Source organism: Solwaraspora sp. WMMB335 (assembly GCF_049179075.1).
In the GTDB taxonomy this organism is placed as follows: domain Bacteria; phylum Actinomycetota; class Actinomycetes; order Mycobacteriales; family Micromonosporaceae; genus Micromonospora_E.
Genome location: NZ_JBMHMF010000001.1, coordinates 4872935 through 4898559, shown reverse-complemented (window position 1 = coordinate 4898559; position 25625 = coordinate 4872935). Strand labels below are relative to the sequence as shown.

Genomic DNA, 25625 nt, shown 5'->3' with positions numbered 1-25625 from the left:
GGTGAAGTTCGCCGGGTCGCACCCGAGGCCGCCTGACGCCAGGAGCTCCCCAGCGAGTGGGCCGGTCACGCCCGCCGCGAAAGTCCAGGCACCGGCGACGTACGGCTCAGTAACTGATCTTGTTACCACCGATGTGATCGCCGTCGAACTTGCTACCGTCGAACTTGTCCCCGTCGAACTTGTCCCCGTAGACCTGCTCGACGTGCAGGCTGAACTCCTTGGCCGGATTGTCGATCGCCTCCACGACCTGCCCTACCAGGCCCAGCACCACGTTCCTGTCCGTGCTGACCAGAGCGGCGTGCGGGCTGCCGGCGGTCTCCACCACCAACGCGTAGCGGTTCTGCTGGGAGACATAACGGATCAGCTGTACGGCGCGTACCGTCACGATGCCGCCGACGAGGAGAAAGAGCCCGACGTACACCGTGCCCGGCACCGCGTCCCCGCCGAGACAGGCGAGCAGCACCAGCGCGAACATACCCGCCGCGATCGGCTTGGCGACGTTCTTGGCGAACTCCCGGACCGCAGCACCACGGTCGGGCGTCCACTCCCTGGCGTGCACCCGGGCGATGTTGTGCAACGGGTAGGCTTCCCCGCCGACCCAGAGCGTCCGGTTACGGACGCCGACCTGCACGGTCGAGTGACTGTGTCCCACTTCGAGTCCTCTCGGTCATTCCACGATGAAGGTCTGCTCGGCCACTCCCGGGTCCGACAACAGTGCCGGGATTCCCGCGTCGTCGTGCCCGTGCAGTTCGATCCGGTTGCAGCCGAGCTCGAACGCGGCACGCACCGACTGACCGAAGGCGATGGCTTCGTAGAAGCCGGTGGCGAATCGGACGGCCGTGTCGTCGGGGACCGCGCCACGCATGCCAATGACACACGGAACGTGCTCCGCGACGGCACGGGCCTGCTGGTATGTGGAACAGGCGCTGAGTACGACACAGCGCAGCGAGTCGTGCAGGATCCCGAACAGGCGGCTCAGCGCCTGCGGAGGCACCGGTTGCCGCAGCCCGAACTCGTCGTTGACCAGCAGCCCGTCGGACTCGGTGCCATGACCCGAAAAGTGGACAAGGGCCGGCCGGTGCTGTTGTAGCGACTGCTGCAGGTCATCCAGTCGCAACGCGGCAGCGGTGTGCACCGCCACCCGATCCCGTGCCTGGGCCCGGGTCACCGCAGCCGAAATCTCCCGCACCTCGTCGGCCAGCCGCAGGGCACTGGTTCCGCGCGGATTGGCACTCATGATCAGGATTACTCGCGGGTCGACCGGCCGGTGCGCCCGAAAACTGACCTTGTCCCTGCCGATGACGTCGCCCATGATCTTGTCGCCGCCGAACTTGTCGCCGCCGATCTTGTCCCCGGTGAACTTGTCCCCGTGGACCGTGTCGCCGAAGCCTCCTGAACCGATCACCGTCGCCCCTTCTTCCCGCTGCTCTTCGATGTGCCGGCGGCGCCGCCCGAGCTCATCCCGATGATGTGCATCAGGATGGTCCGACGATCGCGCACCGATTTGGTCATCGGCTTGCGCCGCCCGGCCCCGATCGGTGTTGCCCGCCGTGCCCCCATCCGGACGAGCCGCCGCGCGACGACGATCACGGCCGACACATCGCCCGCGGTGAGTGCCCTTTCCAACGCATCCAGCTCAGCCAGAACGGCCAGCCAGAATGCCGCATCGTCAGTTTCGACCTCGTCGAGATCGCTGAGCGCCCCAATAACGAAGCGCTCCACCCTCGTGTCGAGGGTATGCAGCTCACTTGCCATGAATCCCCTCAAATAGAAAGACCACACTCGTCAATCTCCGGTTGAAGCACAAATACTAGGACCGGGATTCTTCGGTAGGACTTACCAATTCGGCTTGCGAGTTCGGCCACAGGCCAACGCGACCTGACCGGTCGTACGGCGGCGCCTAACCTGTTACGCCGGGCAGGATCGGCGATCGGGATGGCGCGCCACGCACCTCGAACAACTCCTGCGGCACCCCTTCGACCGAACGTCCGACCTAATTCCGATTCACCACCGGTTATGCTTCTGATCCGCTTCCTCATCGATGACCGACACCGAGATCGGGGCCTGCTCCTACCCACCGGACAGGCCGTAATCTCGATCCGAGCTGCCCCGGTATCGATTCTCAGCTGACCCACCGCCTAGTATTTGCTGATGCCCGAGACCGCGCGGCCGGCGATTCAGTCGCCAGAACTGGTGGTACACCTGTTCGCGCCGCTCACCGGCCCCCGCGCGGAACGAGCCTTTGCCGACCTCGAACACGTCTGGCATGGTTGCCGCACGGTCGCGGCGATGCACCGGCCGATCCACCAGGCGTCGCTCCCCCGACGGTGGCCACGTCTGGCCGAGGTACGGCACGAGGTTCTCGGGCTCGACGACGTGCCAATCGCCGGCCAGCAAGCCACTGCCGGTGTCCACCAGGTCGTGCTGCGCCGTCACCACGACCTGGTGGTTCTCTCCGCCGTACTCGCTCCGGGCCTAGCCGCCGGCCTGCCGGATTGGACCGGTCTCGACCGGACCTGGTCAGCCATCGCCCGGGCGCGATCCACGAACCTGCTGGGCAGTGTCCGGATCTACCAGGCGTTGACGCCCGGCGGCGCACCCGCCGAGGCTCCACCGCCGATCGCCGACGTGCTCGCGCTGCTTCCGGTCGGGGCGGCCGGTCCCCAGTGGTCCGACACTGCCGTCAACTCGGCCGGGATCACGGTGTGGGAGGTCGGCCCGACCAGCGACGCCCGCGCCGACCGCAGGCTGGTCGTCCTGGCACCACACGAAGGTGGGTCGGACCTGAGCGCCTGGACCTGGTCGGCCGGGGACCCCTACCTGCCACCGTTGGCGCGTTACCTGCTGCACGCGGCGACCATCCGGTACCACCTGCGGGTCAGGATCGCCAGCGGCGACCTCGCCACGCAGGTCGACCTCGCTGCCGGGCTGGGCCGCCCGACGGGGCCGGCACCGGTGGACGCGGCGGAGCCGGCCCGGACGGCTGCCGTGGCAGGCCACCTGTCGCTGGCCGACGGCGAGTTCGTGGCCGCTACCATCGTGCGGCAGTTACGCCTGATGGTCGGCACGGTGGAGACGGCGCGGACGAACATGCGGTCCGCGCTCGGCACCGACGCCACCTGCCTACTCGCCGGCGACGGGTTGTTTGCCGAGGACGACGACCTCGCCGGTTGGTTCCAGTCCCTGCTCGCCGACGACCTCGCCGAGCTGACCGGCAGTGCCCGATACCTGCGGACCGCAGCTCGTCTGCGGCAGGCGAGCCGGCCCGAGGCGGCGACCGGACGAGAGTTGACCAGCCCGAGCCGATCGACAGATGAGGATTCCGCCGTGCCAGGTCCCGATCCCCGCAGCGTGTTCGTGATCCACGGCCGCGACCTGCCGTTCGTCAACGCGTTCTGGGATTTTCTCCGGGCGCTGGATCTACGGCCCAGGGAGTGGGAGGACATCGTCGGCGCCACCCGGACCGCTACGCCGTTCCTCGGTGCCGCCGTGCGCCAAGGCTTCGAGGACGTTCGAGCCGCTGTCGTGCTGCTGACCCCTGACGACGTGGCGCACCTGCACCCTGAACTGCACAGTCCCGGCGAGCCCGATCACGAGACACAGCCAGGTGGACAGGCCCGGCCCAACGTGCTGTTCGAAGCCGGCATGGCCTTCGCGCTGCATCCGGAGCGCACCGTCCTGATCGAGGTCGGCCGGCTGCGTCCCTTCGCTGACATCGGCGGACGCAACGTCATCAAGTTCGACGGGTCGGTGACCTCGATGCACAAGGTCGCGCAACGGCTCAAGACGGCTGGCTGCGCGGTTCGCGACGACGGCACGAGTTGGCTCGATCCGAACCGGTTCGCCGCGCTGGGGGTGTTCTCCCGCCGACCGTGAGTCACCGATTGGCGTTTGAACGCCAGCTCAGCGCCGGATCGCAGTAGCGGCACGGCGTCGGTACGCACACCGTGCAGGACGCGTCCGGGTTCGGACTGCCCGATGCCCCTCGTCCACCACGCTGTCGGGCATCTGACTTGCGGCGGTGTCACCCGGTCCGGCGGTACCGGCGTCTACTGCACGGCGCGGCTCGCCAGCCGTCGCCCCGCTGGTAGACCCCTGTACCGCCGGACCGGCAGGAGCCCGCCGATGACCGCGATCCAACCCGCCGCCGTCATGATCCGAACAGCAGGGATGGCCGACATACCCCAGGCCGCGACCTTGCTCACCGAGGCGTTTCTGATCGCACCGGTGTCCCAGTGGCTGATCGCCGACCTCGACGCCCGGGCCCGGGTCTTCCGGGACTTGTTCACCGTCGAGTTGGACCACGCGATCCGCACCGGTGGCATGGTGCACATCGCCGGCCAGTTCGGCGGAGTGGCGGTCTGGCAGCCGCGCGGGCGGCGCCGGGCAACGGATTCGGATCAGGTCAGCGAGCATCAGTTGCGACTGCTGTCCGCCGCAGGGCGGTGGCAGGCGCGGTTCGCCACGTTGGCCCGGATCCTGGCCGCGCACTACCCGTGGCAGCCGCACTGGCACCTCGCGTACCTGGCGGTGGCGCCGTGGCGGCAGGGTTCCGGGATCGGCAGCGCCCTGCTCCGGCATCATCATCGGCATGTGGACGGGCATGGCACTCCCGGCTACCTGGAGGCGACCACCCCACGCAACCGGAACCTCTACCTGCGGCACCACTACCGGGCGCACGGTCCGGTGCAACTGCCGGAAGGCCCGCCCATTTGGCCGATGTGGCGGGAGCCCCAGCCACGGCGCGGTAACGGCGGCTACTGACCGATGCGTTCATCTGCCGACGCGTTCCCGTCGCCATCGCGGCCCGACGATCGGCGGCGGCGCATCGTGTCTGGGTGAAATGGCATGCCAGGTGGCGTCCCAGTGCTGTGGCGGGCGGGTCAGGGTCGTGCAGAGGTCCCGGGCCAGCGCCTCCGGCGACCGGCCGCGCCAGGCGACGTTGACGAATACCTGGTAGTCGTCACCGAAGCGCAGCGCGATCCGGAACCGGTCGGCGTCGCGGCGGTCGGCACCGACCCAGTCGGGGCGCAGGCGGTAACGGGCCAAATGGTCCCGGTCCACCTGGGTCAGCACGAGACGTTCGGCGGTGCGCTGCGGCGTCTCCCACGAGTGGTCGGCGGCTGCCCGGGTCACCTCCACGTCATAGTCGGCTGCGTTGAACGTCGCGCCACGTGGCATGGGAACGTTTTGCGACCACTCCCAGTGCACCAGGTCGCCGTCCGGGATGATCGTGATGTCGGTCGACGCGCAGCCGTAGACGCCGCAGGTGCATCGCGCGATCGGCACCGTCTGCGGCCCCGGCCCGGCGACCAGACGGTTGACGGGCACGAACAGGTCGTACGGATCCATCCCGAGGCCCGCGCCGGCCGCCGTCACCTCCACCCCGTTGACGTGGACCTGCACCTGGAAGCCGCCGCTGACCGGAGCGGAGTCCGGTGCCACCGACAGGCGCAGCGAGTCGAGCCCTGTCTTGGGTCTTGAACCCGCGGCAGCGGCGTGCGGCCGCTGCCGCGCCCGCTCGTCGTCCTGTTCGCCCATGCCTACCATCATCGCGCGCCGCCGGACGTGGGCACCGGACTTGAGCGGATGATCGGATCGGGCCACAGCGGTCGGGCGCGGCCGGGGTGCCGTCGACCAGGCTTGACGTCGAAGGAGGTCCTCATGATCTCGGCACTCAATCAGCTGGTCGACCTCGTCGAGCAACACCTCACCGAGGAACTCGACATCGCCGGGTTGGCCAACAGGCTCGGCACGACCGAGTACCACCTGCGTCGGATGTTCTCGTCGTTGGCCGGTATGCCGCTGTCGGAGTACGTACGCCGCCGACGGATGACCGTCGCCGCCGCCGACGTCATCCGGGGAGAGCACGACCTGCTGAGCATCGGGGTCCGCTTCGGGTACGGCTCGACCGAGGCGTTCGGCCGGGCGTTCCGGGCGGTGCACGGCGTCGGCCCGAGCGACGCCCGCCGCGACGGAGGTCCCCTTCGCACACAACCACAGCTCAGGTTCCGCCTGACCGTCGAAGGGAGCACCCCCATGGACACCCGTATCGTCGACCGCCCCGCGTTCCGGCTCGCCGGACACTCAGCCCGGGTTCCGCTGATCCACCATGGCGTCAACCCGCACATCCAGCAGCACATCACCGCGTTGCCGGCCGAGGAGCACGCCCGGTTGAAGGCACTCAGCAGCACCGAGCCGGCCGGCCTGCTGCAGATCATCGACGACCTCGACCCGGACAGCACCGAGGGCAGCGAGTTGACCTACCTGCACGGGGTCGCCGTCGACACGGACACGCCGGTGAGCGCCGACCTCGACACCATCGAGGTGCCGGCCGGCACCTGGGCGATCTTCCGCACCGCAGGGCCCTACCCCCAGGCCCTACAGGCCGCCTGGGCGGCGACCGCGACCGAGTGGTTCCCGTCCAACCCGTGGCGGCTGCGGCCAGGTCCGTCGTTCGTCGCGGTGCTCGACCGCGCGGACGATTTCAGCACCGCGACCTGTGAGCTGTGGCTCCCCGTCGAACCGGGCTGACCGGGCTGACCGGCTGGGCGCAGGACGCGACGTCGGCACGCCGATGTGCGGCTGCCGACAGGCTGTCACCTCGCCGGGGCAGGCGAGCCGGCCCGGCGGCGCTGACGGCTGCGGAGCAGCAGCCGGGTCGCGACCAGCGGCAGCAGATGCAGTACGGCGACGAGCGCGCCGGTCAGCGCCGCGATCTGGCCGGCCGAAAGTCCCTGCAATGCCAGCACCAGTCCCGCGCACGCCCCGGTGAGCAGCGCATGGCCCACACCGCGTAGCACTGCCCGGCCGGTCGACGGAGCGCCGTCGGCCGGCCCGGGCCTGGCGGCGCGCTGTCCGGCCAGCGCCGTGACGATCGTCGAGATGGCGATCAACGTGGCGACCTGCAGTGCCCAGAAAGCGGCCGCCGCGACGCTCGCCCCGTCGGTCACCGACGGCACGACCAGGGTCGCGACCGCGAAGACGATGAAGGCCGCCGGCCAGGTGACGACGAAGGCCAGCATCGCTGTCCGGGTGACGACATTTCTCGTCGGCTGCCTCATCTGCGGCTGAATCTGCTGCGCGATACCGGCCATGACCTCATCGGAGGCCCACACCAGCCCGCGGTCCGAGCGCTGTTCGGGCATCGGGCTCGACATGCCGGCAAGCCTAGCGATCGATGGCCAGCGACGCCGCCCGGAAACTGGTCGACCTGGCCATTCGACCAACGGGGACCTGCGCCGGCTCGGTCTGCGGGAGATCGGCGGGATCGTCGTGTACGGGCTGCTGCGCGACGCGCACGGCGGCGTCCACTTCGACGGCCGGCGCCGGATAGCCGGCCAGCACCGGTCAGCCGACCAGCACCGGTCAGCCGACCAGCGCGTCGAGGTGGCGGCGTAGGTCGACCGCGAACCGGTCGCTGACCCGTGCCGGGGCGAGCCCGCCGACGTGGTCGCGGATAGCCGCCCGTGCCGAATCCGAGCGGTCCCAGCCGCCGGCCCCGGTGATCGTCTCGGCGGTCTTGTCCGGATCGGCCAGGTCGAACCGGCGCAGCGCGACGTCCGGCATCAGTCCGCCGACGGTCGTGCCGGACGAGACGTACGCCGGCAGCTCGAATCCGGCGGTCAGCGCCAGCGCGCCCGAGTTCAGCGACGACCGGTAGGGGTAGACGGCGGCGTCGGCCGCCCGCAGGAAGTACTGCACGTCGATGTCGGGCACGAACCCTGGATGGAAGATGACCGCCGGGTGCTCGGCGGCCCGGCGCATGAACTCGGGTCCGCCGGCCTCCTCACGCACCTTGCCGGCGACCAGCCAGCGAAGGTGCGGGTCGTGCCGGTTCGCGACGTCGAGTGCGTCCAGAAAGTCGCCGTGTCCCTTGTACGGCCGGACCTGCCCGAAGGTGACCAGCACCCGGGCACCGAGCGGAATACCGAGATGACTGCGGGCCGCCGGCCGGTCCACCCAGTCCGGGTACGCGCCGGCGAAGGTGGGGTGCGGCGCGACCACCACCGCGCGGGGTTCGGCGCCGAAGGTGTCCCGCAGGAGGTCGAGGTGGCTGTCGTGCATGATGTGCACGATGTCGGCGGCGGCGAGCATCACCCGACGGAGTCTGGTCTCCGTCTCCCGGTGCACGGTCTCGTGCGGCAGCAGGTTGTGCACCGTCCAGACCAGGCGGACGCCCTGTTCGCGAAGCGAGTCCAGCTTCTTGGCGAACGTGTCGACAGCCGCCTCGGCCTGCGCTGTCGTGGCACTTCCGGCGGTCACGTCGTACAGCCAGTGCACATGCAGCACCCGGGCGATCCCGTCGGGTAGCGCGGGCATCAGTTCGTCGAGCTGGTTGAGCCGGCGCACCCGGATCGGCACCAGGTTGTGTCCGGGGAACCGGCTGTAGAGCAGTGACTGGTACGGATTGGCCAGGTCGATCGGCCAGTGCAGCCAGGCGACCGGTGGCTGGTCGAGGTCGGCCCAGTCGCCGGCGGTGAGCGCGGAGAGCGCGTCGTCGACGAGGTGTCCGGCGATGGTGCCGCGGCGCCAGGGAAGAATCACGGATGCTCACCGTACCGGGCACCGATGCCGGCGGCGACCGCACGTGCGAACCGTGCGCCGTCCGAATCGCCGGCCCGCACAGCGGTGACCCCGTGGCCTGCGGCGAGTCGGGTGAGGACACCGGTGGTGAGCTGGTCGACGAGGGCGGGCGGCAAATCGACCCAGGCCGCACGCCAGTACACCAGGGGTACCGGTCGTCCCCCGAGCTCGGCCTGGACGGGGGCGGCCGGATCGGGTCGACTCAGGGTGAGCAGGATCCCGTCGCCGCTGTCAGGGAGGCTACCAGTGGAAACGCCGTCGGATGCGGGACGGCGAGCTGCGGGACGGCGAGATGCGGGACGGCGAGATGCGGGACGGCGAGCTGCGGCGGGCACCGGAGCGGCGCCGCCGGCTTGGCGTACCCGCCGCTGCTCGCCTTCGCCGGCGATGGCCCGTTGGACGGCACGCAGCAGCGCGGCCCACGCCAACGCATGATCACCCCTTTTGTCAGCGTTCCTGACGAGAAGTCGAATATCGCTCGCGGTAACGTGGGGGTTGTACAGTAGCGCTGCTGGTTGACCGGCCAGCACTTGCCAGCGGCGGACTACCTGCCGTGCTGGACGCAACGTGCGGCGCAACCTACCCCGAATGGTCACCGTTCCACATTACCCATCGATGATTCGAGGTGAGTGCGTGCCATCCCCCATGGTGAGCGTCATCGTGCCGGTCTTCAACACCGAGAAGTGGCTTCCGGAGGCGCTCGACTCGATCGAGCGCCAGCCCGGCCGGGAACACATCGAAGTTGTCGTGATCGACGACGGCTCCACGGACGGATCAGCCGCCATCGCCCAGAAGTACGCCGCGGCCACGGGCGTGCGCTACGTACGCCAGGACAACGCCGGGCTGGGCGCGGCGCGCAACCACGGACTACGGCTCGCCACCGGCCGCTACCTCGCGTTCCTCGACTCCGACGACATCTATCCCGATGGTGCTCTCACCCACCTGACAGAGCTCGCCGACCGCCACGACGCGACGGTAGCCATTGGCGACATGCAGGGCCTGCCGCCCCGTCCCAATCCTGCGTGGCGGCGCGAGCTGCTCGCTGGCGAACGGGTCGTGGAACACATCTCGCAGGCCCCTGATCTCGTCGGCAACCCGTCGGCCTGCAACAAGATCTTCCGGCGCGATCTGATCGACTCGGCCGGTGTCCGGTTCACCGAGAACACCGCGTTCGAAGACGTGCTGTTCACCGTACCGCTGCTGGCCCGCTCCCCCCGGACGGCGCTGACGCCCCGGCTGGTCTACCTCTACCGGCAGCGGGGCGACAACTCCTCGCTGATGGACACCCGCAGCCGGCCGGAGCGCATCCTGCAACACCTGACCATCGTCGAACGACTCGTCGACGAGTGTCGCGACCTGCGGCCGGACGACCGGGACGCGGTCAACCGGTGGATCGCCTACGTCCAACTGCACTACGCCTGGCGGGCGGCAAAGGGTTGCGACGATGATCAGCTCGGCGAGTTCACCGCCCGGATGCATGCCCTGTTCAAGCACATCCCGGTCCGACTGGCCAGCGAGTTCGTCCGCCACGCCGGGGCCGGTCTGCGCGCCGCCGCGATCTACGAGCAGGACACGCCGACCGTCCGCGACCCGCGATCCAGCCTGCCGCTACGGGTGTACGCCGGGCAGCCCTACCTCGGACACGCCGACTTCGATACCTATCGTGACCTGTTGCGCATTCCGGAGATCACGACAAGCGTGCACACCCTGCGCGCCAACGGCGGGCAACAGCTCGCCCTCGACGGCACGTTGCGCTGCGTAGGCATCGACGGCTACCCCGGTCAGCTACGTGACGACCTGCTGCTGGAGATCGGCGACGGCATGATCCGCGAGCCGTTGACCGTGCAGCACCGGATCGGCAACGACATTCGCTGGACCTGCACGGTGCCGGCCGGCGAACTCACCAGCGGCAAGTACGCCGTCCAGGTGGTCGTCCGCGACAGCGGCCGTGAGTACCCCGTACCGCCAGGGCCGGAGCGGGGCGGCCACGGCACCCGGGGTACGCGCCCGACCCGCATCGGCGCCCGGATCGGCTGGCTGGCGGCACACGCCGGCTGCCCGCACCTGATCCTGACCGACGGGGTGGCCGGGACACTGGTCCGCAGCCCGCAGTGGTTGACCCAGATGGGATCGCGGCAGAGCCGGATAGCGGCACGCAGGACGTGGGACACGGCACGCCGGGTCGCCCGGCGGTTGCGGTCCGCCCCGCCCACCGAACGCCCCGACGCCACCGGCTGATCGCGACGAGCTCTATCGGCCGACCACGAGTGCGACGCGGTTCAGCCGGTCCGGTTCCAGACGCAGCCGCGGCGACGATTCGGGGCCGGTCCCGTACCCCGACCCGGCACCGTCGCGGATCCGTTGCGACATCGGCAGTTCCCGTACCTGATCGTCGGCCGCCGCCCGATACCCGAACCACCAACGGCCCGGGTCCGGTTGGTCGGGGCCGGTGGCCGGCACGCGCACCAGCCAACCCTCGTCGACGGCCTCGACCGGCAGTTCCCGGTCCGCCGCCGCGTCCGCGTCCCGCAGATCGTCCGCGTGTCGCAGCACGACGAACGACGGGGCGTCGCCGGAGGCGCACTCACCGCCGATGGTCACTCCGCCCGACTCGACGGTGGCCCAGGTCACCAGCGGACCGGCCGGCAACGCCCGGATCGACAGCTGCCCCTGGTCAGCCGGCTCCACCAGGAGCCCGGGCCATCCTGGCGCCGGCTGGAGACTGACGAATCCGGCGCCGGCCGGCAGTTCGCCGTCGGCCGCCCGGACCCCGCCCGATCCGGCCACACCCGATCCGGCCACACCCGATCCGGCCACACCCGATCCGGCCACGCCCGCGTAGCCGACCAGCCAGCCCTGCGCCGGGGTACCGACCCCGGCTGGCTGGCCGGCACCGTCGCCCGCCCACAGATCGGCCAGCGGAATTCGGCAGCTGAACGTGGCGCCACCGGCCGACTCGACAGTGACCGGGTAGCGCCGGCACACCACCTGCGGAGTTCGCGACAGGGACAGGGCCGTCGGCGCCGCACCCCCGTCGGCGACGGCACCGCAGATCATCAGACAGTCGCCGTCGACCCGAGCCGCGGTGGCCCACACCGGCGGGTGCTCCACCCGCACCCGCAGCGCACCGTCATGCGACATCGCGACGATCCGTACGCCGGGCGCCACCCAGACAGCGGGCAACGCCGGCGGGATCTCACCAACCCTGACCGGTCCGATGACCGGGCGCACACCGGGGCCGGCGATCCCAGCCATCACCAGCCACGTGCCCGGTCGCCAGCCAGCGCCGGCACCCCGACGGAAACCCGGGCCGAAGCCGGGGCGCAGCGCCGCCGTACCGAACGAGGCCGTGAACGCCGACCAGGCCGGCGGATCGTCGAACGCGGGCGGCGACGACCGCGCGTTACCGGCCGGCAGCAGCTTGACCCGGGTCAGCGCGGGCACCGGCCGGCTGCGGCCCTGCTCTCGGAGCCACAGGCCACGCAGCAGCGGCCAGGGCGGGGAACCACCAGTTGTGGCCGGGGCGCGGTAGGCGTGCCCGGCGATCCGCAGCCGACCGTCCGACCAGGAGACGGCGCGCAGCGCGGTGCGTAGCCGACGGGTCGGCCGGTACAGCCGCTGCGGCACCGCCGGCACCACCGGCGGGTCGACACCGGCCCGGGTGGCCCGCACGACGGTGAGCAGTTCGGTCAGCCGGCCTTCACCGGCGAGGTGCCAGGCCACCCGCAAACCGGGATCGAGCCGATCCGGCACCGCCGGATCGACCTCGGCCAGAAACTCGCCAGCCAGGTCGAGAAACCGCTGGCGGTACGTCCCGTCGGGCACATCCGGCAGCAGATACAGGAACATCCGCAGATCGCTACGGAGCGCGACCGAGTCGTAGTGGTTCTTCAGCGCACGGTCGCCGAGCCTGGCCAGCGACCGGCTGGCACCGCGCACCGCGGCGAACCGGTCGACCAGGTTGGCGACCTCGGACTGTCGCTGGCTGATCGACTCCTCGGCACCCGCTTCGCGCTGCCGCCAGTGGTAGACCGGAGTAGGCAGCACATCGATCGCCTCGGCCAGCGCGTACGCCGGGATGGTCACCGGGATGTCCTCGTACCGGACGCCTTCGGGGAACCACAGGTCGTGGCGGTTCCAGAAATCGCGCCGGAACACCTTGTTGCAGGCCAGCCGGTCGTAGACCAGGTTGCGCCGGCTGGCCAGCCGGGTGCCGAGCCAGGTCTGCCGGTGGGTCCCGCGATGCAGCGGCGACTGCCACAGCCCTCGCGAGTTGAACAGCAGCACGTTGCCGGAGGCGATCTGCGAGCCGGTCGACTCCAACGCCTGGACCAGCACCTCGAACGCGTACGGCGGCAGCGTGTCGTCGCTGTCGACGAAGGTGAGATAGTCGCCGGTGGCGGCCCGGACACCGGTGTTGCGGGCGGCACCCAGCCCTCGGTTGTCCTGGCGGATCAGCCGGAAGCGCGGGTCGGTCGCGACACGGGCGGCGGCGATGTCCCCGCTGCTGTCGGTGGAGCCGTCGTCGACCAGGACGAACTCGACGTCCGGATGGCTCTGCCCGGCCAGCGAGTCGAGGCACTCCGGCAGATAGCGCGCCACGTTGTAGATCGGCACGACAGCGCTGAGCATCGCCCCCATGATCAGTTGTTGTGCTGCTCGCCCAGCAGCGCCCGGCGGACCACCCGCTCCGCGGCGTGACCGTCGTCGAGGTGGCAGAACCTGGTCCGGAACTGGGTGCGGGCCTTGGTGGCGGCGTCGTCGTCGACCGCACCGGTACGGAACACGTCCAGCAGGTGGCCGAACGTGGTCGCGACCGCGCCCGGCGGCTCGGCGGTGATGTCGAAGTAGACGCCTCGGGCCATCGCGTACGCGGCCGCGTCCGGGGCGTAGATGACGATCGGGCGGTCCAGCACGGCGTAGTCGAACATCGCCGAAGAATAGTCGGTTATCAGTACGTCGGCAGCCAGGTACAGGTCCTCCACCACCGGATGCGCCGACATGTCCCGTACCCGTCCGGTCGGTGGGGCGTCCGGTGCCCGGCCGGTGCGGTCCCGGTCATGGAAGTAGTGGCTGCGGATCAGCAGCCAGGCGTCCGGTCCGAGGACCTCGGCGAACTCGTCGGCGTCGAAGTCGGGCCGCCAGCCGGGCTGGTGCTCGCGGTGCGTCGGCAGGTAGAGCACCACCCGTTCACCAGGGCTGATACCGAGCGATTCGCGGGCGGCCGTCACGTCGGCGGCGGTGGCCAAGGCCAGTCGGTCGTTACGGGGGTAGCCGGAGTCGATCGACTCGAAGCTGCCCGGGTAGGCGCGTTCCCACATCTGCGTGGAGAACAGGTTGGCACTGACGCTGAAGTCCCAGCGGTCGATCCGGCGCAGCAACGAGGAGAAGTTCATCCTGGCCGCGCCGATCGGGTGCCGCCGCTGATCCAGCCCCATCACCTTGACCGGTGTGCCGTGGTGGGTCTGCACGTGCACCGAGCCGGGGCGTTTGCGCACGTAGTCCGGGAAGTTCACGTTGTTGATCAGCCACTTGGCGCGGGCCATGGTCCGGTAGTAGCGCCGGGTGCCGGCGATGACGTACGGCACTCCGGCCGGCATGCTGGCCGCCCGGTCGCGGCGTACCACCCACACCCCGTTGATCTGCGGGGCGATCTCGGCCGCCTTGGCGTGGATCGCCGCCGGGTTGCAGCTGTAGCCGCGGTACCAGTAGGCCGCGTAGACCGCGAGCGAGGGATCCATCGGCAGCCGCAACTGCAGCCGGTAGTAGCCGCGTAGCAGCGCCCGACGCCAGTCGCGGGCCAGGTTACGCAGGCGCCGCCGCGTCGGCCGGCCGGCCCGCGTGAACGCCGCCCGCAGCGATTTGCGAGCGCGCTGCAGCACGCGCAACGCCGCGAAGGTACGCCACCTGCCGGCGGCGAGCAGCCGGTGCTTGAGTCCGTCGACACCGGCCGGCATCGGATAGCCGGCGGCCGGCAGCCGCCGCTGGTAGTCGGCACTCGCCCTGATGAAGAACTCCCGGTGCACGTCGCGGGGCAGCCGGTTGTCGTGCCCGAGCACCATCAGGTAGTGGGCGATCATCTGGGCGAACAACTGCGGGCGTACGTGGTCGGCCCGCGACCCCTGGACGTCCAGCCAGTCGAAGGTGTGGCGCCAGTGGTCGAACATCTCGAAGTGCCGCCGACTGCGGGTCCGGGTGATCGCACCGGTGCGTCGTTGCCGGTAGTTGACGCACACCCGGTCGAGCACGGTGATCCGCTCGGCGGCCACGAGCAGCGGGAAGGTGAACGAAACGTCCTCGTACCAGCCATCGGCGAACCGCAGTCCGAGGCCGACCAGGAACTCCCGCCGGGTCACCTTGTTCCAGGCGGTGTGCAGCACCCGCAGGATCTCCGGGCGGGTGCGCGCGTCGAACACCGCCGACCCCGGCGAGGTGGGGAACGCCTGCCGTAGTGCGCTGGACGCCGAGTGGTAGTTCCAGAAGACCCGGGCGTGGTCGACGACCAACACGTCCGGGGTCGTCGCCCGCAGCCGGTTGGCCACCGCCCGCAACGCTCCGTCGGTCAGCCAGTCGTCGCTGTCGAGAAACCAGACGTATTCGCCGGTCGCGATGTCGAGCCCGGCGTTACGGGCGGCGCCGAGCCCGACGTTGGCCGGCAGCGACAACACCTTGATCCGGGGGTCGCGGGCGGCGTACTCGGCGAGGATCTGCCCGGAGCTGTCCGGTGAGCAGTCGTCCACCGCGATGACCTCGATGTCGGTGAACGACTGCTTGAGCAGCGAGTCGAGGCATTCCCGCAGGTATCCCTGCACCCGATAGACCGGCACAACGATACTAATCAATGTCATCGTGGCTCACCTGTGCTCGTGCCGGCGGGGCGGCCGGCGGGGTGGAAGGGTGGTGGCGAAGCAGCCGATGGCAGAGAAGCCGATGGCGCCGCCGGACGACGCCGGGCCGATGCACCGGCCCGGCGATGCTCGATCGCCGCGTCGGCGACGAAGATCACCAGCAGGTAGGCGGCGAGCAGGGTCGTCACCACGGCGGCCAGCACGGCCGGTCCCGCCGTGGCGGCGGCGAGCAGGATGACCCGGCCGTCCCAGCCGAGGCTCCACCGGTGCAGCGGTGGCGGGCCGAGTCGTTTGTCCAGCCGAGCGGTCAGGTCGTAGTGGTGCAGCGCCAGAACGAGCAGCAGCCCGTAGGTCACCGGCGGTGGCACCGCGGCGACCAGACCCGCCGCGATCACGAAGAGGTACTCGGCCGCCCGCAGCGCGGCCGGCACCAGCCAGTCGAGGGCGCCGGTGGCCGGCCGCGTCGCGCCGACGGCGGTGGCCAGCAGCAGGGCCGCGGCAGCCAGGACCGCGGCAGCCAGGACCGCGATCGTCGGCAGGGCGGTGGCAGCGGGTAGGGCGGGGATGGCCAGCGGGCCGGTCACCGCGACGAGCAACACGACGCTGGTCGCGGCACCGGCGAGGCCGGCCGGCAACTGGCCGGCACCGCCGCCGATCCCAGGCGGCAACCGGCCGGCACCGCCGCCGAAGCGGCGGGCGACCAGGCCCCGGGCGGCAAGGCGGCGGGCGGCGAGCCCGTCGTCGCGGTAACGGGCGGTGTCCACGGCGGCCAGCACCGGCACCCGCATCGCGTACGCCCGCAGGGTGCGCAGCGCCAGGGTGTATCCGGCGGCGAGCACTCCCCAGCTGAGCACCGCGACCAGGCTGACCAGCGGGTTGAACAGTGCGACGGTGACCGCGATCAGCGCCCAGCGTTCACCGATCGGGAAGACCACGGTGCGTTTGGCCCAGTAGACCAACGAGCCGGGATCGGCGATCACCCGGTCGGAAACCTGGCTGAGCCGACCACCGACCGAGCCACCGACCGAGCCGCCAGCGGGCACGGGCTGGCCGGCGTCGCGCCGGGCCGCCTCGTCGTGCAGCGCCCCGTACCAGGCGTCGGTCGCGTGCCGTACGGTCTGCAGCACCATCGCGGCGGTGGCCAGCGCCCAGCCGTTGCCCAGCCCGGACTGCTCGACCCCGATGCCGAGCCCGGCATAGACCAGGTACTCCTTGCCCCGGTCGGCGATGGTGTCCAGCCAGCCGCCGAAGGCGCTGAACCGACCGGTGTAGCGGGCGAGTTGACCATCGACACAGTCGAGGACGAACCCCAGGTAGAGCAGCACCGCGCCGAGCAGCGACAGCGGACGGCCACCGACAGCGAACAGGGTGGCAGCGGCACCGGCGAAGGCCACCGAGGCCACGGTCACCCCGGTCGGGCTGGCACCGAGCCGGGCCGCCAGCTTGGTCACCCAAGGCGACCATGTGCTGACGCAATATGTGGTGAACAGGTCGTCGTGTTCCTTGACCGCCAGCCGCAGCCTGGCGCGGTCGGGGTCGACCGCCCGCAGTTGGGCTTCGGCGGCTGCCAGCTGCGCCGGATCCCGTACCCGCTGGACCACGAGTTCACGCAGGCGGTACGCGTCGACCGTCACTCCGGCCGCGACCAGTGCGTCCAGCAGCGCGTCGAGCGGCTCGGGCGCGACGGCGTCGCCCGCCAGCCGCGCGCCTGCCACCGTCGCCGCGGCGGCCGGTCCGGCGGTCGCCAGCGCGGGCAGGTCGGGGGTGCCGATTCGAATCACTCCGCCGAACGTCAGTGCCCGTTCGTCCGGGGTCGTGCCGGGTGTCAGGGCGACGGCGGTGAGCTGACCACGTCGTTCGCACGCGGTGGCGACGCCGGCAAGGTTCGGGGCCGCGTCGGGGGCGTCGTCACCGTGCGCCACGAGCAGTAGGGCCCGGGTGCCGGCGGCCGGCCCGGCGTCGAGCTGGCGGAACACCTCGGTGTGCGCGACCACGTCGCCCGCGCACAGCAGCACCGGTTCGGTGGTGGTTGCCGCCATCCCGGCCAGCGATTCCAGGTCTGCCGTACGGACATCGACCACACCGGCGGCGACGAGCTGGGCCAGCAGCCGGCTCTGCTGCGTACCCGGCAGCACAATGGCCAGTGTCACAGCGGCGCGCCTCCGTCTCGCGTACCGGTCACCGGGTGCAGACCTCCCCTGGCCGCCCGGTACGGCCGCTCGTCGGGCGGCCGCGCTCCCACAGATGGAGCTGCGAAGACGCTCCGATGGGTGCGTTGCCCGAATAACCCCACGGCCGGGCACCGCGTGGGCGGACAACGCCGGCCAGGTTAGCAGTAGGTGAACATTGCTGGTAACACAAGCATCTGGGGATTGGCCGTAGCTCGACCGTGCCGCGACCGAACAACCGCGATGATCATGAATTGCTCCGGGTATCTCCCGTACGGGAGCCGCGACGCGAATCGGTCCCACGGCCGAGGGCACCCTCGCCGCCGGTACCTACCGTTGACGTCAGCCGGCCGGTCGCGGACGACGGCACCCACCGGCACCACCGACCGTAGCCGAGACGACATGGAGCACATCATGAGCCGCAAGCTGGTACGCCCCCGAAACGGCCGGATGATCGCCGGGGTCTGCGCCGGACTCGCCCACCGATTCGGTATCTCCGCGGGAATGGTCAGGTTGCTGTTCCTGCTCTCCCTGCTGCTGCCCGGCACCCAGGTGATCGTCTACCTGGCGCTGTGGATCGTCATGCCCAACGAGGACCGGTACCTCGCGTCCTCGCGCTGAGCCGGCGCGCGTCACCGGCGGATGTAGACCGCGATCCGCTCCGGCAGGTCCTCCCGGACCGTCCAGAACCGGTCGTCGAACTGGTCGCGGTGGAACCACAGGTCCGCCCAGCGCAGGTCGTCGCCGTCGCGGCGAAGCACGAAGACGTCGATCGGGCCGAACTCGGTCGACGCCGAGGCTGCCGCGAACGCCACCGGGTCACGCTCGCCGGCCAAGTCGCGTACCTGTGCCTTGCGCTCGTCCCAACGGGACAGGGTCGCGGCGGCCGTACGGTCGTTGCTCAGGTACCCGGGCCAGGGCAGGTACGCGAACAGCCGTTCGTCCACGCTGAGCGTCACCAGGCGGGGATCCTCGCCGACGGCGTCCTGCACCGCCTGGCGTACCGGTTCGACCGGGAACCACGGCACCCGCCCCCCGGCCGGGGCGTACCGGGGGTAGCCGCCGCCCGGCAGTGGCTGGGTGTGCGCCGCGGCTGCGTATCCGGACCCGACGCCGCCGGCGCCGGGTAGCCAGGCGGTGGAGTACCAGACCACACCCCAGCCCAGCAGCACCGCGAGGGGCGCCCCGACCAGGCCGACCGGGCCCGCGACGCGGGCCCGGCGGAGCAGGATCGGTACCACGTGGGCGATCGTCAACACCCCGGCGATGGCCAGCACGACGCCGTAGAGGCGGACGGTGTAGTGCGCGAACCCGGTGTGTCCGGTAAGCATCAGCCGGACGGTGGCCAGCAGCCGGTAGCCGAAGGCAGCGGCGGCGACCAGGGCCAGCGGTCGGGCCCACCAGGTGACCCGCAGCAACCAGACCAGCCCGGCCAGCCCGACCAGTTGCAGCCCACGCAACAGGATGTCGCTTTCCGGACCGGACTGGATGTCCAGAAACGGCAGCAGCCCGGCCAGGAAATGCGGGGAGACGTACCGATCGGAGACGAGTTGGCCACCGCCTTCGGCGACCAACCTCCACAGGTACGGCAACACGTACCAGGCGGAGACCGTGAACGCGACACCCGCGACCAGCGACAGGCGTCGCAGGTAGGCCCGACGGTCCGGTTCGGTCCGCCAGGCGAGCAGGACGATCGCCACCAGTCCGATGGCCGCGTAGACCAGCCATGCCTGGTAGAGCACGACCAGCAGGCCGCCGAGCAGCCCGGCGGGCAGCCAGTGCAACCGGGCCCGGGGTGGCCGGGTGAACGTCTCCAGCACCCACGGAATGAAGATCATCAGCGCCAACACCTCGTACGCCTTGCGCGGGTCCGACCAGGCGAGCACCCCGGTGCAGGCCACGGCCAGGGCGGTCCACGACCCGACCTGGCGGCGCCACAACAGGAAGGCCACCAGCACCGACGCGGACAGCGACAGCACCTCGGCGGCACCGAGCAGTCGCCAGGCTGGTTGGTCGAGCAGCACCGCCGCTCGGCCGACCAGCCACGCGTACAGCGGCGGGTACTCCGAGGGCAGACCGGCCACGGTGGTGTCGGTACTGGCAACGGTGACGGTGTACCGGGTCGCCGCCGCCGACATCCGCAGCATGTCGCCGTGCAGCCCACCGAAACCGAACGGGGTGCCGTGCAGCGCCGCCCGCAGGATCAGCACCACCCAGCCGGCGGCCAGGCCCGCGCCCACCCCGGACAGCGCACTCACCCCCGCCGGCGGCCCGAACCGCCGGATCACCGCAGCCGCCAGCAGGACCAAGCAGATCAGCAGCAGGCCGCCGGTGACCGGAAGGATCCGACCGGACGGGCTGAAGGGATCACGGTCGGCGACACTCGGCAGCCGCCAGGCGACCGGAACGGCCACCGCCCAGACCAGCACCGCGAGCAGTGCCGGATGGCCCGCGCTCGCCCAGCGGGAACGGGCCGCACCGGATGTCCGGTCGAGTGCTCCGGCAGAGGCGTCCGGGCCGCCGCGCTCGCCGGCGTTGCTCGGCCGTCGCTGGTCCGGCAGATCAGTGGAGGTTGCGTCGACACCCATCGTGCTCCGTCGGCTTCGGCTTGGCGTCTACCGTCAGCTGGGACTCGCCGCCAGCGGCGTGCTCGGCGACGGCACGTGCTGGTCCGTCACCGCGGCCGAGACCCGGCGCAGGCCGAGCAGGCTGGAGAAGAGCCCGGCGAAGATCAGCGTCGCACCGAGACCGATCGCGGTCGACGACGGTAACACCACCCGCAGCGTCGCACTGACGTCCTGTGCGCCGAACCCGGCCGCGCCCCAGGCGCCGATCGCCGCGACGGTGCCGGCCAGCCCGAGCAGGATCAGTCCCACCCCGGCGGCGGTGCAGGTCTCCAGCCGCAGGAACCGACTCCAGCGGTCGACCTGCCGCAGATTCGTCATGCCTTCGTACCGGCCGTAGATCACCGCGAAGGCGCCGAAGAGCAGGAGCTGGGCGCCGACCAGCATGGCGAGACAGGTGTAGACCAGCGTGCTCACGTCGAACCCGATGCCGCCGACGACGAACGGACCCACCACCAGTACGGCCGTGGCGACCAGTCCGATCGAGAACAGCGTGGCTCCGGGCCAGATGAGCATCTTCCGGGGCGCGAAGACCAGCAGGAACCGCAGATGCCGCCAGCCGTCCCGCCAGGTGCGCAGGTGTGGTGGGCGGCTGCGGCCGTCCGGGCTCAGCGTGGTCGGCACCTCCACGATGTCGTACCCGTTCAGCGCCGCCCGTACCACCAGCTCCGAGGCGAATTCCATGCCCGGCATGCACAGCTGCAACTGCCGGATCCGGTCACGGTTGAACCCGCGTATGCCGCAGTGGAAGTCGCCGACCTTGAGGCCGAACAGCCGCCGGCCCAGCCAGGACAGGACAGGGTTGCCCAGATGGCGGTGCAGGAACGGCATGGCGCCCGGGGCTATCCCGCCCTTGAAGCGGTTTCCCATCACCACGTCGTGGCCACGACGCAGTTCGTGGATGAACGACTCGAGGTTGGACAGGTCGTACGAGTCGTCGGCGTCCGCCATGATGACGTACCGGCCCCGGGCCTGTTCGATGCCGTTGATCAACGCCCCGCCGTAGCCTCGGACCGGTGCCGCGGAAACCCGGGCACCGGCTCGGACGGCGATTTCCTGCGAACCGTCGGTCGAGCCGTTGTCGCTCACCAGAACTTCACCCACGACGCTCATCCGGGTGAGCGCTTCGCGTGCCTTGCGAACGCAGACCTCCAGCGTTTCGGCCTCGTTCAGGCACGGCAGGAGCACGGTGACCTCGATCTGCCCAACCTGCTCAATCTGCTCGTTGCGCACGGATTGCACCACGGATGACCCCCCCGAAAATAGAAACCCCACGGTCAGGTCGATTCAACCCAGATACGAATTGTTCTCGCCTGGGCTTCGATCACTGATACGGGATTAACCTTCTCGGCTGCACTCTAACGCGGCGGATCCAAGACGTGCGCCAGGACCCCGGCGACGGAGGAACAAACCCGAATATCACTCCGTTTACCGGGGCCCTGCTACCGATTCAGAGGGCTACTCGCTTCTCGATTTCCTAGGCAGCCACGAAGGCGACAGAGACGCTTTCATAGCCCAGGGAGCGCAAGAGACCCGTCAACATCTTGCGCGTGTTCTCCTCGGCCCGGTCGGTGATGCCGCTGTCCCGGGCGGCAGCGGCTATCCGCTCCTCCGCCAGTTGGTAGACCTGCTGCTGCCGGTTGGGATCGCCGCCGAAGACCTCGCCGAGGCGGTTCAGCAGCCCACGCTCTTCGGCGAAGACGTAACTGCTGGCCAGATCCAGATCCGCGTCGGTCAACCGGGGGGCCGGAAGGGTGATCTGCACCGTACGGTCCTCTTCGTTGACAATGACGGCACCATCGGTTATTTGTCCGAAGTCAACGTAGGCCTCCACGCTGCCCACCCCGACGAACAACGTACGCTGATTGAGCAGAAAGTCCGGAACGTACCGTCGGTCCTTTTCGAGATCGACGATGACCTGATAGTTGCCCTCGGCCGCGACGAAACGGCTCAGATCCTGGATCGACTGCAGCACCGGCGGCTGGGTGCGATCCGTTTCCTGCTGCGCGAACGGATTGCGCCAACTGGGCCACAGCCCGGCCGCCTGGCTGCCGAGTACCAGCACCACGACCAACCCGAGTACGCCGAACGCCCAGAACAGGCCGCGGCCGACGTGACTCGTCCGAGAAGACGTCGCACCAGCGGAGTCCGACCCGGCATCGGCGGACGGCGGCTCGCCAGCCGGCGCCCAGTCATCGGCTGTTGCCCGACCTTTCGCATATTCCGGGTACTCCCGAGTGGGGTCGTTGACATCGCTGCGGGACACTGCGATCACCGTCCTCACCAGACGCGGGCCCACCGGTAGGGTCGCCTGGGCACACCGTACGGCTCCGGTACGACATCCGCATCCGCACAGCCGCGGGCCGTCGCCCCGTCAGCCGGTAGCGTGCGCCTCGACCAGCAGGTACACCCGGGCATGAATCTGGTTGCGCTGTTGCAGCGCCGCCCGCAGCGCCCGGTGCAGACCGTCTTCCAGATAGAGGGCGCCGTTCCACTGCACGACGTGCGGAAAGAGGTCACCGTAGAAGGTCGAGTCCTCGGCGAGGAGCTTGTCCAGCGCGAGCTCCCGCTTGGTCGTGATCAACTGATCGAGCCGCAACGGCCGGGGTGGGATTTCCGCCCACTGTTTGAGAGTCAACCCGTGCTCAGGGTAAGGACGACCGTCCCGCACCGCTTTGAAGATCACGACGGCGCGCTCCTCCCATGTCGCCTACCGGCCTGCGGCCCTGCCAATGCGGCCTGCGGCCCTGCCAATGGCCATGACCCGACCAGCCCTGACCTGACTACTCCCGTCACCGACGGCACCTTGTCCGCCGCCGGCGTGCCTGCCAGCCTAGCGAGTTCACGCGACAAGACCGGCTCGTTGTCCCGCGGACCGACCGCAGGCCTACCCCGTCCATCGGCCGCGATGCACCACCTCGGCGACCGGCCGGCGGCCTCGGCGCAGCGACGGGGAACGGGTGTCCGCCGCCCGGTAGCCCACCGTGATCGCGCCGATGGGCGTGAACTCCGCCGGCACCGAGAACGCCGCCCGGTAGTCCTCCGTACGCTCGGGCGGAATCCCGAAGAAGCACCCACCGAGTCCTTCGTCGACCACCGTCAGGAGCATCAGCAGGGCGGCGAATCCGGTGTCGATGTGCCAGTACGGCACCGGCCAACGGGCCTCGTCCCGGTCGGTCCAGCCCTTGTCCGGCTGGGCGTACCGGTCGAGGTACGCCGAACGGTTCGCGTGCGGCACGATGATCAGCGGCGCCCGGGTCATCCCGGTCAGCCAGCGACTGCGCCGATCGGTGTCCGGATCTCCGGCCACCGGTGTGGTGGCCGCCCAGAACCGCTCCCGGTCGGCGGCTTCGTCCAGCACCAGAAATCCCCACCCCTGCGAGAACCCCGCAGACGGAGCGTGCGTCGCGTACTCCAGCAGGCGGTCCACGACCTCCGGCGGCACCGGCCGCTCCGGATCGTAGTTGCGCACCATCCGCCGCCGCAGGACGACCTCGCGGAACTCCATCAGTGACTCCCCGCGCCGCTGTGACTCCCCACGCCGCTGTCCTGGATCGCCGGGCAGATCCCCCAACTCGCCTGCCAGGTCTGGGCCGGCTCCAGCGTGATGAGATCACGACCGGACCGGAACGCATCCGGTGGGCAGGTCATCGGCTCCACCGCCACCGAGCGCCGGTGGCGCGGCGCGGCCAACGTGTCCCCGCTGAACAACTGCCACCAGTTGAAGGCCGGATCGGCCCACACCGTCACGCTGGTCGATCCATCCGGGGTGGACAGCGTCACTGCGGAACCACCGCCGGTATCGCGCTTGAGCTCACCGAACGCGGTGTCCAGCAGCATCGCCCCGATCTGGCGCGGAGTGCCGAAGTCGTACTCACCACCGGCCAGCGTGGCCGCGCCGATCGGCAGCAGCCGGTTGTCCACCAGCAGCCGGCTCTCCGCCGGCAGGTGCACGACGGTCTCGTCGACCGATGTCGCCGGCAGGCGCAGGTACGGGTGCGCTCCGATGCCGAACGGCGCCGGCTCGGCGCTCGCGTTCGTCACCTGGTGGGTCACCTGCAGCCCGGCCGCGCCCACCCGCCACCGGGTACGCAGCACCAGCGACCACGGATAGCCCGGCTGTGGGACGAGTCTGCACCCGAGCACCACCTCGTCGGCCGTCTTGGACACCAACTGCCAGGGCAACCAGCAGGTCAACCCGTGGATGGCGGTGTGCCGGGACGGCTCGGACAGGTGCAACTGCCGGGTGTCGCCACCGAAGGTGTACCGGCCGTCGCGGATCCGGTTCGGCCAGGGTGCCAGGATCTGCCCGGCGCTGCCGACGCAGAGTTCGTGCTCGGCGTACCCGTCGACGTAGTCGAACCCGTCAGCCCGGTAGGTCCGCAGGCCGCCACCGACCTCGACCACGACGGCTTGGTGCCCGGCGGCCCCGATCGTCCACTGCGCCCCCGACGGCGGTCCCGGACGTGCATCGACGTTGTCCATGCGGCGACGATAACGGTTCAATCGGGGACCGTCGCACCCGCGAGCCGCGATCGACAATAACTGAAAGTAAATTCAACGTCGCTCACGGTGCCAGGCGTTCGATCATCCACCCACCGGCGGCGGTCCGGCGATAGCGGAACCGGTCGTGCAACCGGCTCGCCCGGCCCTGCCAGAACTCCACCGCCTCGGGTGTCACCCGGAACCCGCCCCAGTGCGGCGGGGTCGGCACCGACGACTCGCCCGCGAACCGCTGCGCCACCACGGCCAGGCCGGCGTCGATCGCGGCCCGGTCCGGCACCACCCGCGACTGATCGCTCGCCCACGCGCCGAGTTGCGAGCCCCGGGGCCGGGTCGCGAAGTAGGCCTCGCTTTCGGCCCGGCTGACCGGTGTCACCGCGCCGCGCACCTCGACCTGCCGGAACATCACGAACCAGGGAAAGAGCAGGCTGGCGCTGGGATTCGCGGCGATCTCGGTGGCCTTGCGCGACCCGTAGTTGGTGAAGAAGACCAGACCTTTCTCGTCGTACCCCTTGAGCAGCACGGTACGCACGCTCGGTCGGCCGGCACGGTCGGCGGTGGCGAGCACCATCGCGTTCGGCTCTGTCAGACCGACTCTTGTCGCATCGGCGAACCAGCGTTCGAACTGAACGTGCCACTCGTCGGCAAGATCGGCCCGGCGCAGTTCCGCAGCGCCGTGATAGTCACGACGCATCGGAGCCGGTCTTGGTGTGTCTCCCGTCACGTCGCTCTCCTGAACTAGGGCTACCCCGGTGGTCGAACTTACGCTGGTTACCCACCGGGCAAGAAGGTGTTACCCACCAAGCAAGAGGACCAGAACCCACCGGGCAACAACACGAGTAATGCCGCGCGGGGTCGCCTGAAGCAGTTCTACCGGGCGCTCGGGCAAGACCATC

23 protein-coding genes are annotated in these 25625 nt (G+C 70.2%); 6 read left to right on the top strand and 17 right to left on the bottom strand.

Annotation, left to right across the window (positions count from 1 at the left end):
* Nucleotides 1-106: 106 nt before the first annotated feature.
* From ACN27F_RS21230 to ACN27F_RS21220, 3 genes are read right to left on the bottom strand one after another with little or no spacing between them, the layout of a single operon-like run.
* Nucleotides 107-652: a DUF6232 family protein gene (locus tag ACN27F_RS21230; protein ID WP_421436075.1), complete on the bottom strand. Its 546-nt coding sequence runs from the start codon at nucleotides 650-652 to the stop codon at nucleotides 107-109.
* Between the two features lie 15 nt (nucleotides 653-667).
* Entirely contained in the window at nucleotides 668-1405 is a 738-nt protein-coding gene (locus ACN27F_RS21225; RefSeq protein ID WP_421436074.1) for a CHAT domain-containing protein, read from the bottom strand.
* Nucleotides 1402-1755, bottom strand: coding sequence for a CATRA system-associated protein (locus tag ACN27F_RS21220; RefSeq protein ID WP_421436072.1), 354 nt, complete (start codon nucleotides 1753-1755; stop codon nucleotides 1402-1404). The genes ACN27F_RS21225 and ACN27F_RS21220 overlap by 4 nt, the downstream gene beginning before the upstream one ends.
* A 396-nt stretch (nucleotides 1756-2151) precedes the next feature.
* On the opposite strand from ACN27F_RS21220, the gene ACN27F_RS21215 reads away from it, so the two are divergent.
* Both ACN27F_RS21215 and ACN27F_RS21210 read left to right on the top strand, forming a co-directional pair.
* On the top strand, nucleotides 2152-3876 hold the full coding sequence (locus ACN27F_RS21215) for a CATRA conflict system CASPASE/TPR repeat-associated protein (protein ID WP_421436070.1): 1725 nt from the start codon (nucleotides 2152-2154) through the stop codon (nucleotides 3874-3876).
* Nucleotides 3877-4125: 249 nt separating this feature from the next.
* Complete coding sequence (locus ACN27F_RS21210; protein ID WP_421436067.1) at nucleotides 4126-4764, top strand: GNAT family N-acetyltransferase; 639 nt, start codon at nucleotides 4126-4128, stop codon at nucleotides 4762-4764.
* A gap of 9 nt (nucleotides 4765-4773) precedes the next feature.
* On the opposite strand, the gene ACN27F_RS21205 is transcribed toward ACN27F_RS21210, so the two are convergent.
* Nucleotides 4774-5541, bottom strand: coding sequence for a hypothetical protein (locus ACN27F_RS21205; protein WP_421436065.1), 768 nt, complete (start codon nucleotides 5539-5541; stop codon nucleotides 4774-4776).
* A 123-nt stretch (nucleotides 5542-5664) separates the two neighbouring features.
* Here ACN27F_RS21205 and ACN27F_RS21200 point away from each other — a divergent pair, with 123 nt between their 5' ends.
* Nucleotides 5665-6534 (top strand): AraC family transcriptional regulator, encoded by an 870-nt coding sequence (locus ACN27F_RS21200; protein ID WP_421436062.1) that lies wholly within the window; start codon nucleotides 5665-5667, stop codon nucleotides 6532-6534.
* A 65-nt stretch (nucleotides 6535-6599) separates the two neighbouring features.
* Here the strand turns inward: ACN27F_RS21200 and ACN27F_RS21195 are convergent, their stop codons facing one another.
* Nucleotides 6600-7160, bottom strand: coding sequence for a hypothetical protein (locus ACN27F_RS21195; protein WP_421436060.1), 561 nt, complete (start codon nucleotides 7158-7160; stop codon nucleotides 6600-6602).
* On the opposite strand from ACN27F_RS21195, the gene ACN27F_RS21190 reads away from it, so the two are divergent.
* On the top strand, nucleotides 7159-7401 hold the full coding sequence (locus ACN27F_RS21190; RefSeq protein ID WP_421436058.1) for a hypothetical protein: 243 nt from the start codon (nucleotides 7159-7161) through the stop codon (nucleotides 7399-7401). The two genes, ACN27F_RS21195 and ACN27F_RS21190, sit on opposite strands and share 2 nt — an antisense overlap.
* Here ACN27F_RS21190 and ACN27F_RS21185 read toward each other — a convergent pair.
* A complete protein-coding gene (locus tag ACN27F_RS21185; RefSeq protein WP_421436056.1) occupies nucleotides 7369-8547 on the bottom strand; it encodes a glycosyltransferase in 1179 nt (392 codons plus the stop codon). The two genes, ACN27F_RS21190 and ACN27F_RS21185, sit on opposite strands and share 33 nt — an antisense overlap.
* On the bottom strand, nucleotides 8544-8729 hold the full coding sequence (locus tag ACN27F_RS21180; RefSeq protein WP_421436053.1) for a hypothetical protein: 186 nt from the start codon (nucleotides 8727-8729) through the stop codon (nucleotides 8544-8546). Before ACN27F_RS21180 ends, ACN27F_RS21185 begins: the two co-directional genes overlap by 4 nt.
* A gap of 490 nt (nucleotides 8730-9219) precedes the next feature.
* Here ACN27F_RS21180 and ACN27F_RS21175 point away from each other — a divergent pair, with 490 nt between their 5' ends.
* Entirely contained in the window at nucleotides 9220-10824 is a 1605-nt protein-coding gene (locus tag ACN27F_RS21175; protein WP_421436051.1) for a glycosyltransferase family 2 protein, read from the top strand.
* 12 nt (nucleotides 10825-10836) lie between these two features.
* Here the strand turns inward: ACN27F_RS21175 and ACN27F_RS21170 are convergent, their stop codons facing one another.
* The 3 genes from ACN27F_RS21170 to ACN27F_RS21160 are packed head-to-tail and all read right to left on the bottom strand — an operon-like array spanning nucleotide 10837 to nucleotide 17584.
* Complete coding sequence (locus ACN27F_RS21170; RefSeq protein ID WP_421436049.1) at nucleotides 10837-13218, bottom strand: glycosyltransferase family 2 protein; 2382 nt, start codon at nucleotides 13216-13218, stop codon at nucleotides 10837-10839.
* An 11-nt stretch (nucleotides 13219-13229) separates the two neighbouring features.
* The gene (locus ACN27F_RS21165) at nucleotides 13230-15434 is read right to left on the bottom strand and encodes a bifunctional glycosyltransferase/CDP-glycerol:glycerophosphate glycerophosphotransferase (protein WP_421436046.1); all 2205 of its coding nucleotides are present in this window, start codon (nucleotides 15432-15434) and stop codon (nucleotides 13230-13232) included.
* Entirely contained in the window at nucleotides 15431-17584 is a 2154-nt protein-coding gene (locus ACN27F_RS21160; protein ID WP_421436045.1) for a DUF5941 domain-containing protein, read from the bottom strand. Before ACN27F_RS21160 ends, ACN27F_RS21165 begins: the two co-directional genes overlap by 4 nt.
* Nucleotides 17585-18016: 432 nt before the next feature.
* On the opposite strand from ACN27F_RS21160, the gene ACN27F_RS21155 reads away from it, so the two are divergent.
* Nucleotides 18017-18223 (top strand): PspC domain-containing protein, encoded by a 207-nt coding sequence (locus tag ACN27F_RS21155; RefSeq protein ID WP_421436043.1) that lies wholly within the window; start codon nucleotides 18017-18019, stop codon nucleotides 18221-18223.
* A gap of 11 nt (nucleotides 18224-18234) precedes the next feature.
* Here the strand turns inward: ACN27F_RS21155 and ACN27F_RS21150 are convergent, their stop codons facing one another.
* The 7 genes from ACN27F_RS21150 to pdxH form a co-directional block, all read right to left on the bottom strand.
* Nucleotides 18235-20190 (bottom strand): arabinofuranosyltransferase, encoded by a 1956-nt coding sequence (locus ACN27F_RS21150; protein ID WP_421436037.1) that lies wholly within the window; start codon nucleotides 20188-20190, stop codon nucleotides 18235-18237.
* Between the two features lie 33 nt (nucleotides 20191-20223).
* A complete protein-coding gene (locus ACN27F_RS21145; RefSeq protein WP_421436036.1) occupies nucleotides 20224-21459 on the bottom strand; it encodes a glycosyltransferase family 2 protein in 1236 nt (411 codons plus the stop codon).
* Nucleotides 21460-21703: 244 nt separating this feature from the next.
* The gene (locus tag ACN27F_RS21140) at nucleotides 21704-22525 is read right to left on the bottom strand and encodes a DUF4230 domain-containing protein (protein ID WP_421436034.1); all 822 of its coding nucleotides are present in this window, start codon (nucleotides 22523-22525) and stop codon (nucleotides 21704-21706) included.
* Nucleotides 22526-22600: 75 nt separating this feature from the next.
* Nucleotides 22601-22912: a type II toxin-antitoxin system VapB family antitoxin gene (locus tag ACN27F_RS21135; RefSeq protein ID WP_421436031.1), complete on the bottom strand. Its 312-nt coding sequence runs from the start codon at nucleotides 22910-22912 to the stop codon at nucleotides 22601-22603.
* 201 nt (nucleotides 22913-23113) lie between these two features.
* Entirely contained in the window at nucleotides 23114-23734 is a 621-nt protein-coding gene (locus ACN27F_RS21130) for a nitroreductase family protein (protein ID WP_421436029.1), read from the bottom strand.
* A complete protein-coding gene (locus tag ACN27F_RS21125) occupies nucleotides 23734-24711 on the bottom strand; it encodes an aldose 1-epimerase family protein (RefSeq protein ID WP_421436028.1) in 978 nt (325 codons plus the stop codon). Before ACN27F_RS21125 ends, ACN27F_RS21130 begins: the two co-directional genes overlap by 1 nt.
* 82 nt (nucleotides 24712-24793) lie before the next feature.
* Entirely contained in the window at nucleotides 24794-25423 is a 630-nt protein-coding gene (gene pdxH, locus ACN27F_RS21120; RefSeq protein WP_421436026.1) for a pyridoxamine 5'-phosphate oxidase, read from the bottom strand.
* Nucleotides 25424-25625 lie beyond the last annotated feature (202 nt).

Bases quoted from the DNA above. Each gene is read 5' to 3' on its own strand.
- ACN27F_RS21220 (WP_421436072.1), bottom strand. From the start codon at position 1,755: ATGGCAAGTGAGCTGCATACCCTCGACACGAGGGTGGAGCGCTTCGTT.
- ACN27F_RS21215 (WP_421436070.1), top strand. From the start codon at position 2,152: ATGCCCGAGACCGCGCGGCCGGCGATTCAGTCGCCAGAACTGGTGGTA.
- ACN27F_RS21150 (WP_421436037.1), bottom strand. From the start codon at position 20,190: ATGGGTGTCGACGCAACCTCCACTGATCTGCCGGACCAGCGACGGCCG.
- ACN27F_RS21125 (WP_421436028.1), bottom strand. From the start codon at position 24,711: ATGGACAACGTCGATGCACGTCCGGGACCGCCGTCGGGGGCGCAGTGG.
- ACN27F_RS21130 (WP_421436029.1), bottom strand. From the start codon at position 23,734: ATGGAGTTCCGCGAGGTCGTCCTGCGGCGGCGGATGGTGCGCAACTAC.
- ACN27F_RS21210 (WP_421436067.1), top strand. From the start codon at position 4,126: ATGACCGCGATCCAACCCGCCGCCGTCATGATCCGAACAGCAGGGATG.
- ACN27F_RS21205 (WP_421436065.1), bottom strand. From the start codon at position 5,541: ATGGGCGAACAGGACGACGAGCGGGCGCGGCAGCGGCCGCACGCCGCT.
- ACN27F_RS21165 (WP_421436046.1), bottom strand. From the start codon at position 15,434: ATGACATTGATTAGTATCGTTGTGCCGGTCTATCGGGTGCAGGGATAC.
- ACN27F_RS21155 (WP_421436043.1), top strand. From the start codon at position 18,017: ATGAGCCGCAAGCTGGTACGCCCCCGAAACGGCCGGATGATCGCCGGG.
- ACN27F_RS21195 (WP_421436060.1), bottom strand. From the start codon at position 7,160: ATGTCGAGCCCGATGCCCGAACAGCGCTCGGACCGCGGGCTGGTGTGG.
- ACN27F_RS21170 (WP_421436049.1), bottom strand. From the start codon at position 13,218: ATGCTCAGCGCTGTCGTGCCGATCTACAACGTGGCGCGCTATCTGCCG.
- ACN27F_RS21190 (WP_421436058.1), top strand. From the start codon at position 7,159: ATGCCGGCAAGCCTAGCGATCGATGGCCAGCGACGCCGCCCGGAAACT.
- pdxH (WP_421436026.1), bottom strand. From the start codon at position 25,423: ATGCGTCGTGACTATCACGGCGCTGCGGAACTGCGCCGGGCCGATCTT.
- ACN27F_RS21200 (WP_421436062.1), top strand. From the start codon at position 5,665: ATGATCTCGGCACTCAATCAGCTGGTCGACCTCGTCGAGCAACACCTC.